The 14,539-nt window shown below is 68.2% G+C and carries 11 protein-coding genes and 1 pseudogene; all 12 read right to left on the reverse strand.

Translation table 11 applies throughout. From position 1 onward, the window contains the following. A partial coding sequence (locus GORHZ_RS00545; RefSeq protein ID WP_006329279.1) for a helix-turn-helix domain-containing protein occupies nucleotides 1-624 on the reverse strand: 624 nt, incomplete at its 3' end. After that, nucleotides 624-1,198: pseudogene (locus GORHZ_RS00550) on the reverse strand (IS607 family transposase). The pseudogene GORHZ_RS00550 and the gene GORHZ_RS00545, both read right to left, overlap by 1 nt. A 158-nt stretch (nucleotides 1,199-1,356) precedes the next feature. Then, nucleotides 1,357-3,582 carry a molybdopterin-dependent oxidoreductase gene (locus tag GORHZ_RS00555; protein ID WP_040529535.1) on the reverse strand — a complete coding sequence of 742 codons (2,226 nt, stop codon included), beginning with the start codon at nucleotides 3,580-3,582 and terminating at the stop codon, nucleotides 1,357-1,359. 45 nt (nucleotides 3,583-3,627) lie between these two features. Continuing rightward, nucleotides 3,628-8,442, reverse strand: a complete 4,815-nt coding sequence (locus tag GORHZ_RS00560) for an NAD-glutamate dehydrogenase (RefSeq protein ID WP_040529536.1) — start codon at nucleotides 8,440-8,442, stop codon at nucleotides 3,628-3,630. A gap of 121 nt (nucleotides 8,443-8,563) precedes the next feature. Continuing rightward, nucleotides 8,564-10,237, reverse strand: coding sequence for an energy-dependent translational throttle protein EttA (gene ettA / locus GORHZ_RS00565; protein ID WP_006329287.1), 1,674 nt, complete (start codon nucleotides 10,235-10,237; stop codon nucleotides 8,564-8,566). Nucleotides 10,238-10,548: 311 nt separating this feature from the next. Then, nucleotides 10,549-11,007 (reverse strand): single-stranded DNA-binding protein, encoded by a 459-nt coding sequence (locus GORHZ_RS00570; RefSeq protein ID WP_006329288.1) that lies wholly within the window; start codon nucleotides 11,005-11,007, stop codon nucleotides 10,549-10,551. 124 nt (nucleotides 11,008-11,131) lie between these two features. Then, complete coding sequence (locus GORHZ_RS00575) at nucleotides 11,132-11,749, reverse strand: maleylpyruvate isomerase family mycothiol-dependent enzyme (RefSeq protein ID WP_006329289.1); 618 nt, start codon at nucleotides 11,747-11,749, stop codon at nucleotides 11,132-11,134. 129 nt (nucleotides 11,750-11,878) lie between these two features. Then, complete coding sequence (locus GORHZ_RS00580) at nucleotides 11,879-12,595, reverse strand: M15 family metallopeptidase (RefSeq protein ID WP_006329291.1); 717 nt, start codon at nucleotides 12,593-12,595, stop codon at nucleotides 11,879-11,881. A 67-nt stretch (nucleotides 12,596-12,662) separates the two neighbouring features. Beyond that, nucleotides 12,663-13,157, reverse strand: a complete 495-nt coding sequence (locus GORHZ_RS00585; protein WP_006329293.1) for a LuxR C-terminal-related transcriptional regulator — start codon at nucleotides 13,155-13,157, stop codon at nucleotides 12,663-12,665. Then, entirely contained in the window at nucleotides 13,130-13,333 is a 204-nt protein-coding gene (locus GORHZ_RS32065) for a response regulator transcription factor (protein WP_006329295.1), read from the reverse strand. The genes GORHZ_RS00585 and GORHZ_RS32065 overlap by 28 nt, the downstream gene beginning before the upstream one ends. After that, on the reverse strand, nucleotides 13,330-14,340 hold the full coding sequence (locus GORHZ_RS00590; RefSeq protein ID WP_051998707.1) for a sensor histidine kinase: 1,011 nt from the start codon (nucleotides 14,338-14,340) through the stop codon (nucleotides 13,330-13,332). The genes GORHZ_RS32065 and GORHZ_RS00590 overlap by 4 nt, the downstream gene beginning before the upstream one ends. Beyond that, on the reverse strand, nucleotides 14,340-14,522 hold the full coding sequence (locus tag GORHZ_RS00595) for a hypothetical protein (protein WP_157205000.1): 183 nt from the start codon (nucleotides 14,520-14,522) through the stop codon (nucleotides 14,340-14,342). Before GORHZ_RS00595 ends, GORHZ_RS00590 begins: the two co-directional genes overlap by 1 nt. Nucleotides 14,523-14,539 lie beyond the last annotated feature (17 nt).

Genomic DNA, 14,539 nt, shown 5'->3' on the forward strand with positions numbered 1-14,539 from the left:
CTGCACGAGGACCTGGAAGGCCACATGCCACCGTCCCGAGGAGTCTTCGGACAGGGTGGCCGACAAGATCCGGGCGGTACCCGCCTCGACGCGGCGGGCGAGCTTGCGGGTGGACTCGTGGGTCTTGATCCGGCCGATCCTGGGCAACGTGACGTGATGCCGGTCGGGTTCGACCCGGATGGTTCCGGTGGTGAACCGCACCGACCGCCGTGACCGCGCGGTCTTGAATCTCGGAAACCCGACGGTCTTCCCGGCCCGCTCACCGGCGCGGGACTTGCTCCACGCGTCCAGGCCGCGAGCCAGACTGTCGAGGCCAGTGTTGTAGGCCTCCTTGGAGTTCTCGGCCCACCACGGCGCTACCTCGCCCTTGCGGGCGTTCCACTCCTTACGCAGACCGGCCAGCGACCAGTTCAACGACGGCGTCAACTCCTCCTCGGCGAGCCCGTAGGAACGCTCTGCTGCCCGCTGATCCAGCACCGCCTTCACCACCGCGAGCATCGTGTTGTGCGCCGTGCGCGCGCCACCTGCATGAGACCGGAACGCCCGCACCTGCGCCGGCGTGGGATCGACCGCGAACGTGTATGCCTGCGCCGTCCAACCCCGAGGGATCTCGAACCTGGCCATCAGAAGGACGCCTCGACCGGCTCGTCGTGTTTGGTCGCGGTGACCGCGCGCATCGCCCGGTTCCGCGCACCACGACGCCCATAAAGCCGCGCGCACATCGACGTCAACACCTCGATCATGTCCCGGACCAGATCATCCTCGGTCTCGCCCTCATCAGTCACCACGATCCGCCGACCCTGCGCCGACAGAGCTGCCTCCAGGTGCTCGACCCCGAAACGAGCCAGGCGATCGCGATGCTCCACAACCACCACACTCGCAGACGGGTCCGACAGCACCCGCCGAATCTTCGGTCGCTTCCCGTTCACCCCGGACCCGACCTCAGTCACCACCTCCCCGACCTCGTGGCCGTTCGCGGTAGCCCACTGCGTGAGCCGGGCGACCTGACGGTCCACGTCAGCACGCTGATCATGCGACGACACCCGCGCGTACAGCGCTCTTCTGCCGCAAGCGCTTCTACCCAGATCGTCCCCGACTCAAGACGACGAGCAGGCACCGGCATCCGATCCTCACGAAACCACCTGTACGCAGTCTGCGGATGCACACCCTGCGTCCGCGCCCACTCAGCCAACTTCACACACTCACCAAAACACACATTCGATCACGAAAACTCACACCAGGCTAAACAGTTCACAACCCCGCGTCCTCGTAGAGCACGCCTGTCCTTCCCCTACGGTCGGCACGTTGGGCGACCGAAGTGTCGCGGCTTTACCCTACGCATGCGCTCCGATCGCCTCAGACGGGTGCGACGTGCACCGGGACACCGTTGAGGACCGCGGTGCCCGAGAGGGGGTCGAGCAGGGCTCCGTCGTTGAGCTGGTTCACATTCACGCCCGGGTCGGCGGATGCGACCGACGTCCGCGTCCCCTCGACATCGTGTCCCCACCCGTGCGGCAGCGACACGACACCGGGCCGGATCTCGGTGGTGACCTCGACGGCCACCCGCAGCTCGCCTCCCGCTCCCTTGACGATCGCCACGTCGTCGACACCGAGCCGCGCCGCGTCGTCGGGGTGGATGCGCAAGGTGCAACGGTTGCTGCCACCCGAGAGTGCCGGCAGGTTGTGCATCCAGCTGTTGTTGGAGCGCAGGTGCCGACGGCCGATCAGCAGCATGTCGTCGGGGCTCCGGTGCAGCGAGGCGCGTAGCCGGGCCACGTCGGCGAGCAGAGCGTCGGCGGCCAGCTCGATCTTCCCCGTGGCGGTACGCAGCACGTCGGGCAGACGGGGGCGCATCGGCCCCAGGTCGATGCCGTGCGGGGACTCCTTGACAGCGGCCAGCGTCAGTCCGTCGGGCCGGGCACCGAACCCGTCCCCGTACGCGCCGAGCCGCAGCATCGTGTCCAACCGTCGTTCGTAGCCCGGGCCGTCGGGGATCATCGCCACCATCTCGCCGACGTCGCGCCCGGCGACCGGTGACGTCGGATCGGCGACCTCCTTGGCGAGCATCGTGGCGATCACCTGCTCGTCGACCAGCGCCGGGTCGGAGTCGACACCGAAACCGCTCAGCGCCAGCGTGATCCGCGACAGCATCGCGCTCTCGTCGGGCCGCCCGTCGGCCGGGGGCCGCACCGGCGGCGAGTACCGCGCCGACGCCCGCACCGCGAGCCGGTTGAGGGTGAAATCGAAATGCGGACTCTGCGACGGCGGGGGCGGCGGCAGGATGACGTCGGCGTGACGGGTGGTCTCGTTGAGATATGGGTCGATGGCCAGCATGAACCCGATGCCCTCGAGTGCGCGGGAGAGGCGCTGTCCGTCGGGAGCCGACAGCACCGGATTGCCCGCGACGGCGACGAGTGCCCGGATCTGCCCCGGACCGGGGGTCTCGATCTCCTCGGCGAGGGCTGTGGCCGGCAGTTCGCCCGCCACCTCCGGAAATCCCGACACCCGGCTGTGCCATCGCCCGATCCGGAAGTCGCGTCCCGGGCGGGCCCGCGGCGTCGGGGCGGTCGGCGCCAGCGGGAACATCACACCGCCGGGCCGGTCGAGGTTGCCGGTGAGGATGTTGATGGCGTCGATCAGCCAGCTGCCGGTCGTGCCGAACTCGACGGTCGTGGTGCCGATGCGACCGTAGACCGCCGCCGAGGGCGATGCCGCGATGGCTCGCGCGAGATCGCGGATCTCCTCGGCTGCGACGCCGCAGTGCTCGGCGACCTGTTCGGGCGCGAAATCGGTCGCCGCGGCGCGCAACTCGTCGACGCCGACGACGTGCTCGGCGATCCCGCCCAGATCGGGGGCGACGAGCCCCTCGTCGAACAGCGTGTGCACCACGCCGAACAGGAGCGCGGCGTCGGTCCCCGGCCGGGGCGCGAGGTGGGTGTCGGCGAGCCGGGTCGTACGGGTGGCCGCCGGATCGATGACGGTCAGCCGACCGCCCCGCTTGCGCAGGGCGGCCAGTTTCCCGGGGAAATCGGCCGCGGTGGCCAGACTTCCGTTGGAGACAACGGGATTCGCGCCAATGATGACCAGATGATCGGTGCGGTCGAGATCGGGGACCGAGAACGCGAAGGGATCGCCGAACATGTGTCCCTGGGCGACCTGCTTGGGCATCTGGTCGAGGGTGCTGGCGCTGAACAGCACGCGGGTGCCGATCGCCCGCGCCAGCAGCGGCACGTGCAGGTGTCCGGCGACCGTGTGCGCATTCGGGTTGCCCAAATACAGCCCGACCGCCGGGCCACCATGTTCGGCGATGACCGCCGCCAGACCATCTGCCGCGGCGGCGAGACCCTCTTCCCAGCCGGCCTCGACGAACTCGTCACCGCGCCGGATCACCGGTCGCGACAGTCGGTCGGGGTCGTTGTCGAGTTCGGCGAAACTGGCTCCCTTGGGGCAGATGAAGCCGTGACTGAACACGTCGTCGCGGTCACCGCGGGCGCCGAGCACCCGCGAGTCCTCATCGAGGTTCAGGGTGAGTCCACAGGTCGCCTCACAGAACGGACAGATGCGCAGCGCGGTCCGGGCCATGACAGAACGATAGCCCGGCACGCGACGCCCCCGACAGTTGTTTGCTCAGCGAATCATGCTGCGCAACTGCCGCGCGGCGACGGACAAGACCGCGAGATCCGCGGTCCCGGACTCCTCGATCGCGGTCAGGACCGATCGGACCCGGGCCAGCCGCGAGGAATTCGACATCTCCCACTCGTCGATCTTCTCCGACGGCGACTCATCCGGTTCCCCGATCTCGAGGAGCTTCAGGGTCAGCGCCCGCAGCGCGCCCTGCATGTCGTCACGCAGCGCCAGACGAGCCAGCGCATGCCAGCGGTCGCCGTACTCGAGGTTGGAGACCGCGGTCAACAGTTCCTCGAGACCGAAGTGTTCCATCACCGCGAAGTAGGTCTCCCCGACCTCGACGGGATTGCGGTCGGATATCTCCGCGGCGTCGATGATGTCGAGCAGACAGAACCGGTGCAGGCTCACCGCCACGTCGTGGGCGAGATCCTCCGAGACCCCCATCTCGCGGTAGCGGTCGACACGCTGATCGACGTCGAGTGCCGAACTCGCGCCGAACCAGGTGTCGACCAGCGACGACAGTTCGGCCGCCTGCTCGGCGTAGCGGGTGATCTCGGCTGCCATGGCCAGCGGCTGCGGACGGAACGCCAGCAGCCAGCGCGACGCCCGGAACAGCAGCCGCCTGCTGTAGAGGAGCATCTCGTCGATGGCGGTCACCGGCGCCGACGCGTGCAGGATGCGCGCGAACAGGTCGTCCATCCCGAACACCGCATTGGCGACCACGTAGGCGCGCACCCCCTCCTCGATCGTCGCGCCGCTCCCCTCCCTCAAGCGGAACAGGTGCGTCGTCCCGGCCTTGTCGATCACGTCGTTGACGAGCGTGGTGGTGACTATCTCCCGACGCAGCCGGTGCCCACGGATACCGGCGGCGAATCGTTCGCGCAGCGGGACCGGGAAATAGGCGGACAGACGCTCGTCGAACACCTCGTTGTCGGGAAGATCGGTGACCAGCAGATCGGATTTGGTCGCCAACTTCACATGCGCCATCACCGTCGCCAGCTCCGGCGAAGTGAGACCGCGGTGCATATCGCCATCGATGCGCTTCTCGAGCTGGACCGGCTCCGGCAACGCCTCGAGCCGCAGGTCCACCCCGTGATGGTGAGCGAGGTCGGCCAGCATCCGTGCGTGCACGTCGACCCGCGCGGTCGACTGGGACCGGCAGAACCCCAGTTCGGAGTTCTGCGAGATGTTGTCGGTCAGGACGAGGTCGGCGACCTCGTCGGTCATGGATTCGAGCAACGGATTGCGTTGCGCGCGGTCGAGGTCGCCCGACGACACCGCCGAATCCAGCAGGATCTTGATGTTCACCTCATGGTCCGAACAGTCCACGCCCGCGGAGTTGTCCATCGCGTCGGTGTTGATCCGTCCCCCGGCCAGGTCGAACTCGATGCGGCCGCGTTGGGTGGCACCCAGGTTGCCGCCCTCCCCGAAGACCTTGACCCGTAACTCGTCTCCGTTCACCCGAATCGCGTCGTTGGCCTTGTCACCGACCTCGGCGTCGGATTCGGTCGACGCCTTCACATAGGTGCCGATACCGCCGTTCCAGAGCAGGTCGACCGGGGCGAGCAGCATTGCGCGGATCAGTTCCGGAGGCGAGAGTTCGGTGACGTCGCCGGAAAGTCCGAGTACGTCCCGCATCTTGGCGCTGACCGGCACCGACTTCTGTTCACGGGACCACACACCGCCGCCATCGCTGATCACCGACGTGTCGTAGTCGTCCCATGACGAGCGCGGCAACTCGAACAGGCGCGCGCGTTCCCGGAAGGACGCGGCGGCATCCGGGTCAGGGTCGACGAAGACGTGCCGGTGGTCGAAGGCGGCGACGAGTCGGATGTGCTCGGACAGCAACATCCCGTTGCCGAACACGTCGCCGCTCATGTCGCCGATACCGACGACGGAGAACTCCTCGGACTGGGTGTCCACACCGATCTCGCGGAAGTGACGTTTCACCGACTCCCAGGCGCCGCGCGCCGTGATCCCCATCGCCTTGTGGTCGTAGCCGGCCGAGCCGCCCGACGCGAACCCGTCACCCAGCCAGAACCCGTACTGTGCCGCCACGTCGTTGGCGATGTCGGAGAACGAGGCGGTGCCCTTGTCGGCGGCCACGACGAGGTAGGGGTCGTCGCCGTCGCGGCGCACCACCGACCGTGCCGGGACCACCGTCCCGGTCTGGTGGTCGATGTTGTCGGTGACGTCGAGCAGGCCCTCGATGAAGGCCCGGTAACAGGCGACGCCCTCGGTGCGACGTGCCTCGCGATCGGCCGCCGGGTCGTCGGTCGCCGACGGCGGACGCTTCACGACAAAACCGCCCTTGGCGCCCACCGGGACGATCACCGCGTTCTTCACCGCCTGGGCCTTGACGAGGCCGAGGATCTCGGTGCGGTAGTCCTCACGCCGATCCGACCACCGCAGCCCGCCACGCGCGACCATGCCGAACCGCAGGTGCACCCCCTCGATGCGGGGTGAATAGACGAAGATCTCGTGCATCGGCCGGGGTCGGGGAGCCTCCGGGATCTCCCGCGGACGCAGCTTGAACGACATCACCGGACGATGACCGTGCTGGTCGGTGACGTAGAAGTTGGTGCGCGATGTCGCCGTCACCACGGCGACGAAGGCCGAGAGGATCCGGTCGGCGTCGAGGCTGATCACCTTGCCGACCTCGACGCGCAGCCGCTCCAGCGCGTCGTCGCGGCGACGGGGATCGGCGGCCACCGGATCGAAGGAGGCCGCGAACAGATCCACCAGCCCGCGGGTCACCGCCAGGTGCTCGCCGAGCATCGTGGCGACGTGGCTGGTGGTGTAGGAGAACCCGCATTGGCGCAGATAGCGGCCGTAAGCGCGCAGCATGGCAGCCGAACGCCAGTCCAGCCCGCAGCGAATGACCAGTTCGTTGAACGCATCCACATCGGCGTTACGCCGCCAGATCTGCCGGAAAGCGTCGGTGAACCGCTGCTCGAGGTCGTCGAGCGACTCCAGGTCCACCGACACGTCCTGGGCCAGCGCGACCCGGAACTCGTATGCCGAACACAACAATCCGTCGGGGCGGTTCAGGTGGTACGGGTGCTCGTCGAGGACGTCGAGGCCCAGGCTGTGCAGGACCGGCAGGACGTCGGTGAGGGTGGCCGTCCCACCGCCGAGGTAGAGCGTGAAGTTCCAGCGCTGACCGACCGAACCGGCGTCGATCGTGGCGTCGCGGTCCGTCTCGTCATCTTCGACGTAACGGCTGAGGGTGACCGTGACCCCGTCCGGCTCCAGTCGGGTCACGTGGATGAGGTCCTCGAGGGCGGCCCGAGGCGGGCGCTGCTCCTTGTAGTCGTCGGGCAGCGACGGCAGCATCCGCAGTAACGTGTCCACGCCGCCGGCGGGCCACTCGGCCAGGATCTCCTCCGGTGTCATCGACATCGCCGTGGACCGGCCCAGCGCGCGCACCCGCTCGTCCCAGCTGCGGATGGCGTCGGCGAGATGGGCCTGCATCGCCTGGTGTCGTTCACTTCCGGTGTCGAGGGTGCCGAGCGAACGCGCGGTGTCCGCGTCCACGCGCACGAGCACCTGCAGCAGCGCGAGCGGCATCTCGCTGACCCGCGCGGTGTATTCGAGGTCCGAGCCCCCCAACTCGTCGAGCAACTCCGACTGCAGCCGCAGGCGCGCCCGGGTGGTGTATCGGTCGCGCGGGATGAACACGAGGGCGGCGGCCATCCGTCCTTCCGGGTGGGCTCGGACGAACAGACGCAGCGAGCGGGTGGCCACCGCCTCGAGCATCCCGTCCACCCGCCGTTTGAGTTCGTCCGACGACGCCGCGAACATCTCCACGAGCGGATAGATCTGCAACAGTTCGAGGATCGACTGGCCCGCGTAGGATTCCTCCTCGACACCCGCCTCGGTCGTGACCGCGTGGACCTTCTCACGCAGCACCGGGACATCGAGCACCGTCTGATGCAGCCCGGAGGATGTGAAGGCACCCAGGAAACGGTGCTCGCCGGTCGGCACGCCGTCGGTCCCGAAGGTCGGCACCTGCAGCAGGGTCGGGAAATTCGAGCGCTGGATCCCGGTCTTGAGGTACACCCGCGACACGCGGGGCAACAACGGTCGCTCGGTGACAAGCGGGAAGTCCGACCACACCGCATCGGTCCGCCAGATCCCGAGCCGTTCGTCGGTGGTGCCGTCGGCGGTGACGTGGGTGTAGCCCAGCGGCATGAAGTGATTACCGGAGAACCACGCCAGCAACTCCCCGTACTCGGCGCTGTCGGCGGCACTGATCCCGGCGACCGAACTCGCCGGCACGGTCCCGCAGTGCGCGGCCAACACGGTCATGCGAGTCCGCATCTCGTCGACGTCTCGGTCCACGTCGACGACGCGGCCCACGACGTCTGAAACATCGGCCCGCAGAGCCTCGAGATCAACATCGGGTCGGTGTGACAGCGCGCTGACGAAAATCCACGACTCGACCGCGGTGGCGTCGCCCTCCTCGCAGAATTCGGCGAGCGTACCGTCGTCGTTCCGGATGACCGGGACGACCGGGTGGTCCATCCGGCTGACGGTGAGGTCATGGGCCTCGACGGTCGCCAGCACCGCCTCTACCAGGTGTGGCATGTCGTCGTTGACCGCGACGACCTCGATGCCGCCGGAGTCGGTCACGACCACGTCGACGAGCCGGCCACCCGGATCACGACGATGAGCGACCTCGAGGTGATGGCGCACGCGGGCGACCTCGTCCGAGTCGGGGGAACCCGGATCCCTCAGATTCGCCTCGTCGGGGACCGCAGCCGGCGACGCACTGTAGTAGCGCGCGATCGCCTGCGGCAGAAGCGATGTCATGTTCGGCAACCGTGTTCACCCCATCGCGGGAGAGGCAGGGACACCGGAATCTCCGGCGTGTGCCTCCTCCCTTGCGATGGTAGTGACCGCGACCGCGTCCGGCAGCCGTCTCGGCGCGTTCTCAGTCGCGGGTGAGCTTGCGGTAGGTGACCCGGTGCGGGCGGGCCGCCTCGGGGCCGAGGCGTTCGACCTTGTTGGCCTCATAGGCCTCGAAGTTGCCCTCGAACCAGAACCACTGGCCTTCCTCGACGTTGCCCTCCCACGCCAGGATGTGGGTACAGGTGCGGTCCAGGAACCAGCGGTCGTGGCTGATCACCACCGCGCAGCCGGGAAACTTCTCCAGCGCGTTCTCCAGCGAACCGAGGGTCTCCACGTCGAGGTCGTTGGTCGGCTCGTCCAGCAGGATCAGATTGCCGCCCTCCTTGAGGGTCAGCGCGAGGTTGAGACGGTTGCGCTCGCCGCCCGAGAGCACCTCGGACCGCTTCTGCTGGTCGGGGCCCTTGAAACCGAACGCGCTGACGTAGGCACGCGACGGCATCTCGTTCTGGCCGACCTCGATGTAGTCGAGGCCGTCGGAGACGACCTCCCACACCGTCTTCTTGGGATCGATGTTGGCGCGGCTCTGGTCGACGTAGCTCAACTTGACCGTATCGCCGACCTTGACCGTCCCCGAGTCCGGGTCCTCGAGCCCGACGATGGTCTTGAACAGGGTGGTCTTGCCGACACCGTTGGGACCGATGACGCCGACGATGCCGTTGCGCGGCAGCGTGAACGACAGGTCCTTGATGAGCACGCGGTTCTCGAAGCCCTTGTCGAGGTGGGAGACCTCGACCACCACGTCACCCAGCCGCGGCGGCGTCGGGATCTGGATCTCCTCGAAGTCGAGCTTGCGAGTCTTCTCGGCCTCCGCGGCCATCTCCTCGTAGCGGGCCAGGCGGGCCTTGTTCTTGGTCTGGCGGGCCTTGGCACCGGAGCGGACCCAGGCGAGTTCCTCCTTGAGGCGCTTCTGCAGCTTCTGGTCCTTCTTGCCCTGCACCTCGAGGCGCTCGGCCTTTTTCTCCAGGTAGGTGGAGTAGTTGCCCTGATACGGGATCAGCTTGCCGCGGTCGACCTCGCAGATCCACTCCGCGACGTGGTCGAGGAAGTAGCGGTCGTGGGTGACGGCGAGCACCGCGCCTGGGTAGCCGGCGAGGAACTGCTCTAGCCACAGCACGCTCTCGGCGTCGAGGTGGTTGGTCGGCTCGTCGAGCAGCAGCAGATCGGGCTTGGACAGCAGCAGCTTGCACAGCGCGACCCGTCGTCGCTCACCACCGGACAGGTGGGTCACCGGGGAGTCGGCCGGCGGGCAGCGCAGGGCGTCCATCGCCTGATCGAGCTGGGAGTCGAGATCCCAGGCGTCGGCGTTGTCGAGGTCCTCCTGGAGTTTGCCCATCTCCTCCATGAGGTCGTCGGAGTAGTCGGTCGCGAGCTGCTCGGCGATCTCGTTGAAGCGGTCGAGCTTCACCTTGATCTCACCCATGCCCTCTTCGACGTTCTCCTTGACCGTCTTCTCCTCGTTGAGGGGCGGTTCCTGCAGGAGGATGCCGACGGAGGCGTCGGGATCGAGGAATGCCTCGCCGTTGGACGGCTGGTCGATCCCGGCCATGATCTTCAGGATCGACGACTTACCCGCACCGTTGGGTCCGACGACACCGATCTTGGCGCCCGGGAAGAACGACATGGTGACGTCATCGAGGATGACCTTGTCACCGTGCGCCTTCCGTACCTTCTTCATCGTGTAGATGAACTCAGCCACGCTTCAACCTCTCTACCAGCGTCTTTGCTTGCTCGTCCGTGGTCGTCGCCCCGCGGAACCCCCGAGGGCCGGGGGCCGGACACACGCAGGGGACTTCGCCCTCATGGCACAACAGCCTTCGAGTCTAGTCACCGCGCACTTGCGGTGATCCTGCAGGCGGGGCACCCACCGCAGGGCGTTCGGAGACAACGTTCCGGACAACGCGAACCGCACCCCGTTCCGGGGAACGCAGTGCGCCCCGCGTGCGACGCGTCAGCGGGATCGGCAGTGCCCGGGTGGCGGCGATACTTGTCGCCGCCACCCGACCATGATCATGCAGCGGTGCGCTGATCTGCCGGGTCTGCGTCGTCGGGGTTCGCGGCGCCGTCCGCTCCTCCGACCGAACCGGCGGCCTCGGTGTCGGTGAAGGCCGACGTGCCCTGGTAGCTCACGACACAGCGACTGAGGTCGAGGCCCACCGCGGTCGCGGTCATCTCCAGGTCGGAGCGCTTGTCGCCGTCGGCGGTGACATATTCATTGGTCCGGATCTGCCCGTGGGCGATGATCGGTCGACCTTTCGCGACCGCAAGTCCGACCCCGGTCAGCAGGCGACGCCAGCAGGACAGAGTGAGATAGAGCGTGGGACCATCGGTCCACTCGCCGCTGCTGCGGTCCATTCGCCGCGAGTTACAGGCGACGCGGAAGGAGATCACCTCCTCACCCGTGTTCGTCTGGCGCCGGCGCGGTTCGGAAATGACCGTCCCGATCACGGTGGTGTAGGTCTCATACATGCTCGACTCCTCGGATTCTCCCCTGGCCACGCGATGTCGTGGCTGGAGTCAGCATCGATCAGATCCGGCGCCGCGAACGCGGCCGACCGCGATCTGTGGACTACTCGACGAATTCCACCGATTTCTAGACGACGGTGAATCCCGCCGGCAGAGCGGACCTCCCGGTGAGGGCGGCGAGTACGGCCTCACCGTCGCCGCGCCGCGCGGCGGCGGCGCCCAGTACCGCCGTCGCCACCTCGACCACCTCTGCCGGCACGGCGACGTCCTGCCCGGTGGCCCGCGCCACGTCCATCCCGTGCACGGCGAGTTCGGTTGTGCGGCTCGGGAGATAGTCGAGCAGGTACATGCCGCCGACCACCGTTTGGATGAGCGGGTTGTCCACGCGCGCCAGTGCCGCCAGCGCGCGGTCGCGTGCAGCGACGACGACCGATACCGGGTCATCACCGAGGGCCTGACCCGCCTGCTCGCCGCGGGCGCGCACCGCCTCCGGGTCGGCCCCGGCCGCCGCGGTGAGGTAGTAGTCCGCGGCGTCGCGGATCCGTTGGTCATCGGCCGGTCGGTCGATGTAGTCGGCCACCGTGCTCAACGCCCGCCCGGTGTGACCGACCAGCGCGCGCACCGACCAGTCCCCCAGGCCCGGTCGATCCCACTGGTCGGCCGCGATGCCGTGCACCATATCGACGAAGTGCCCCGCCGCGGTCTCGAAGACCCGGCGCTCATCGATGCCGTTCGAGTTGCCCATGGCGTACCCGCCTCCGTTCTCGGATGGATCGGCAGGAGCCCTCACCCCCGCGCCTCACCAGTGAACGCCCAACGGGGGTGATGATCCAGCGAGCCCACAATCGCTATCGCGATCACGTGCGCTCGGCCATCACCTCGGCGCGACGTCGATGACCGGCCGTCGGGCACCGGCGCCCGGGCCGTCGAAGTGCCACCATTCGCCCGAGTAGACCGCCAGCCCGCCGGCCGCCATCGCGTTGCGCAACCGCGCCCTCGCGCGTTGCGCGGCGACCGGCACGCCCGCGGTGGCGTAGGCCGTCGCGGCAGGCGTGAAGGAGTCGAAATCGGTGCCCATGTCGAGAAGGCAGCGGTCGGCGATGCGTCGAGGCTTCGGACACTCCGGCAGCCGGGCTGCCACGGTCACATCGACCGATCTGCCGGCTTCATGGCTGCGCGAATAGGGTCCGGGTGCGGCGACCCAGGCCGGATTCGAGACTTTGTCGAACATCTTCTGCTGCACAGAATGTGGGCGGTAGCAGTCCCAGAACACCAGGACCTCGTTGCTGCGGCGCAGCGCTCGGGCCGCCGTCGCCAACCCTGCTCGCATGCTCTCGTGGACCAGACACCGTGCGTCCGCGGGATAGAGCGCCTCGCCGACGAAATTGTCCGAGGTCGCGTACCGCAGGTCGATGAGTGCGTCCGGCACCGCCGAGCGCACGTCGATCAGGCCGACCGCCCGAGCCGCCTCGGAGACCGGTGGGATCGCCCGTGGCATCCCTTCCGCCCGAGTGTCGTTCGCAACGCCGACGACCAGCGCGCCGACCATGAGCAGGATCGCGACGGACCGGACGGCGTGTCGTGCGAGCATGCTCAGTTTGTACCACCCGCGTGGTGGGCAGGATTGCCATGCCGCGGTGTGGGCTGCCGATCACCCGTCACGGTCCCCGCAGCAGGCCGCTGGTGTGCGCATGTGCGACGAGCTGAGCGCGGTCCCTGGCCCCGACCTTCGCCATCGCCCGGTTGATGTGGGTCTTCGCGGTCAGCACACTGATGGTCAGTTCACGGGCGATGTCCTGGTTGTTCCTGCCCTCGGCGGCGAGGATGACGATCTCACGTTCGCGGGGTGTCAGGACGTCGAAGTCGCCGAGATCGTCCAGCGCCCTGCTCGCGGCCGGCCCGCCGGCGCGCAGACGCTCGATCAGGGTGCGTCCGGCGACCGCCGACAGTGCGGGATCACCGGTGGCGACCCGCCTGATCGCTGACAGCAGCTCGTCGGGTTCGATCTCCTTGCCGACGAATCCGGCGGCGCCGGCCCGGATCGCGGCCTCGACATGTTCGTCGATCTCGAAGAAGGTGGTGAGCACGAGGACGGCGATATCCGCGGTCGCGGCGTCGCCGGCGATCAGGCGGGTCGCCTCGACACCGTCCATCCGCGCATGCGAATGTCCATCAGCATCACATCGGGGTGGGCGTCGCGAGCGATCTCGATCGCCGCGTGACCGTCGGCCGCCTCCCCGACCACCTCCATGTCGGCTTCGCTGTCGATGAGCACCCGCAACGTGGCCCGGAACAGGTGCTGGTCATCGGCCAATGCCACTCGAATCATGATGTGCCCTGCCAACTCTCGCCGACCGGGTGCAGTGGAAGGCGGGACACCGCCTGGAACTCGGTCCCGTCGCGGCGTGTCGTGACACTACCGCCGACCGACCGGGCGCGCTCCTCCGTGCCGATGATCCCGAACTGCGGGCGTGCGCGGGTCGAGACAGTCGCCGCGACGGTGTTGGCCACCGAGATGGTCAGGGTGTTGAGGCCGTAGGCGAGGTCCAGGCGGACCTCGCCACCGGCGCCATACCGCGCCGCGTTGGTCAGTGCCTCCTGGACGATCCGGTAGGCGGTCAGATCGATGGCGGGCGGCAGGTCCACCACAACTCCGGTCGTGGTCACATCGATGCGCATCCCCGCCTTGCGATGCGCATCGATCAGCTCGGCCAGATCCCTCAGGCCCGGTGTCGGGGCAAGATCGCCGGACTCGTCCCCGCCTCGGAGCATGCCGACCGCAGCCTTGGTTTCATCGAGCGCGGCACGCGCGGTGTCTTGCAGACGTCCGAGGATCTCGGCCGCCTCGTCGGGCCGGGTGTGCAGCAGCCGCAACGCCACCGCGATCTGCATGTGCATCAGCGACAGGTGGTGTGCGGTGATGTCATGCAGGTCCTGCGCGATCCGCAGCCGCTCGGCGGCGACGCGCTGGCGGGCCTCGTCCTCCCGCATCCGCTCGGCCAGGCGGGCCCGCGACTCGAGCGCCTCGAGGTAGGCCCGGCGGGTGTGACTCACCGCCCCGACCGCGGCCGCCAACAAAATGTAGGCGACCGTCCCCAGCCGGTTCGGCCCGATCCAGTGGCCCGATGTGGTCGCGACCGCGATGATCCACACGAGGACGACCAACCCGGTCACCACCACCGCACTCCACAGCGGCGACCGCTCGGTGACGAGGTAATAGACGCACACCATGATCGGGAGCTGTAGCGCAGGGTTGAAATCGCCGACGACGAGCCCATAGACGATGAACACCGCCGTGGCCGCGGCGAGCGCGGCGTGCGGCCACCGACGACACATCAGCACTGTCGCGGCGCCGAGCCCGGCGTACGCGACCCCTGCAACGAGGTGTCCCCGGGCCGGCCGTCGCGCTGTGGAAATCGCATGACGAACGCAGTCGCGGCGAACGTCAGCGCCGCGATGATCGGTGCGGGATGCGCGGACACGACGCGGGCAGCCACCTCGAACCAGCGCCTGCCCATGCCGGCCACGCTACTGG

The organism is Gordonia rhizosphera NBRC 16068, assembly GCF_000298195.1.
Classification (GTDB): domain Bacteria; phylum Actinomycetota; class Actinomycetes; order Mycobacteriales; family Mycobacteriaceae; genus Gordonia; species Gordonia rhizosphera.

Bases quoted from the DNA above. Each gene is read 5' to 3' on its own strand.
- GORHZ_RS00560 (WP_040529536.1), bottom strand. From the start codon at position 8,442: ATGACATCGCTTCTGCCGCAGGCGATCGCGCGCTACTACAGTGCGTCG.
- GORHZ_RS00570 (WP_006329288.1), bottom strand. From the start codon at position 11,007: ATGTATGAGACCTACACCACCGTGATCGGGACGGTCATTTCCGAACCG.
- GORHZ_RS00595 (WP_157205000.1), bottom strand. From the start codon at position 14,522: ATGGGCAGGCGCTGGTTCGAGGTGGCTGCCCGCGTCGTGTCCGCGCAT.
- GORHZ_RS00575 (WP_006329289.1), bottom strand. From the start codon at position 11,749: ATGGGCAACTCGAACGGCATCGATGAGCGCCGGGTCTTCGAGACCGCG.
- GORHZ_RS32065 (WP_006329295.1), bottom strand. From the start codon at position 13,333: ATGATTCGAGTGGCATTGGCCGATGACCAGCACCTGTTCCGGGCCACG.
- GORHZ_RS00585 (WP_006329293.1), bottom strand. From the start codon at position 13,157: ATGGACGGTGTCGAGGCGACCCGCCTGATCGCCGGCGACGCCGCGACC.
- GORHZ_RS00580 (WP_006329291.1), bottom strand. From the start codon at position 12,595: ATGCTCGCACGACACGCCGTCCGGTCCGTCGCGATCCTGCTCATGGTC.
- GORHZ_RS00555 (WP_040529535.1), bottom strand. From the start codon at position 3,582: ATGGCCCGGACCGCGCTGCGCATCTGTCCGTTCTGTGAGGCGACCTGT.
- GORHZ_RS00590 (WP_051998707.1), bottom strand. From the start codon at position 14,340: ATGTGTCGTCGGTGGCCGCACGCCGCGCTCGCCGCGGCCACGGCGGTG.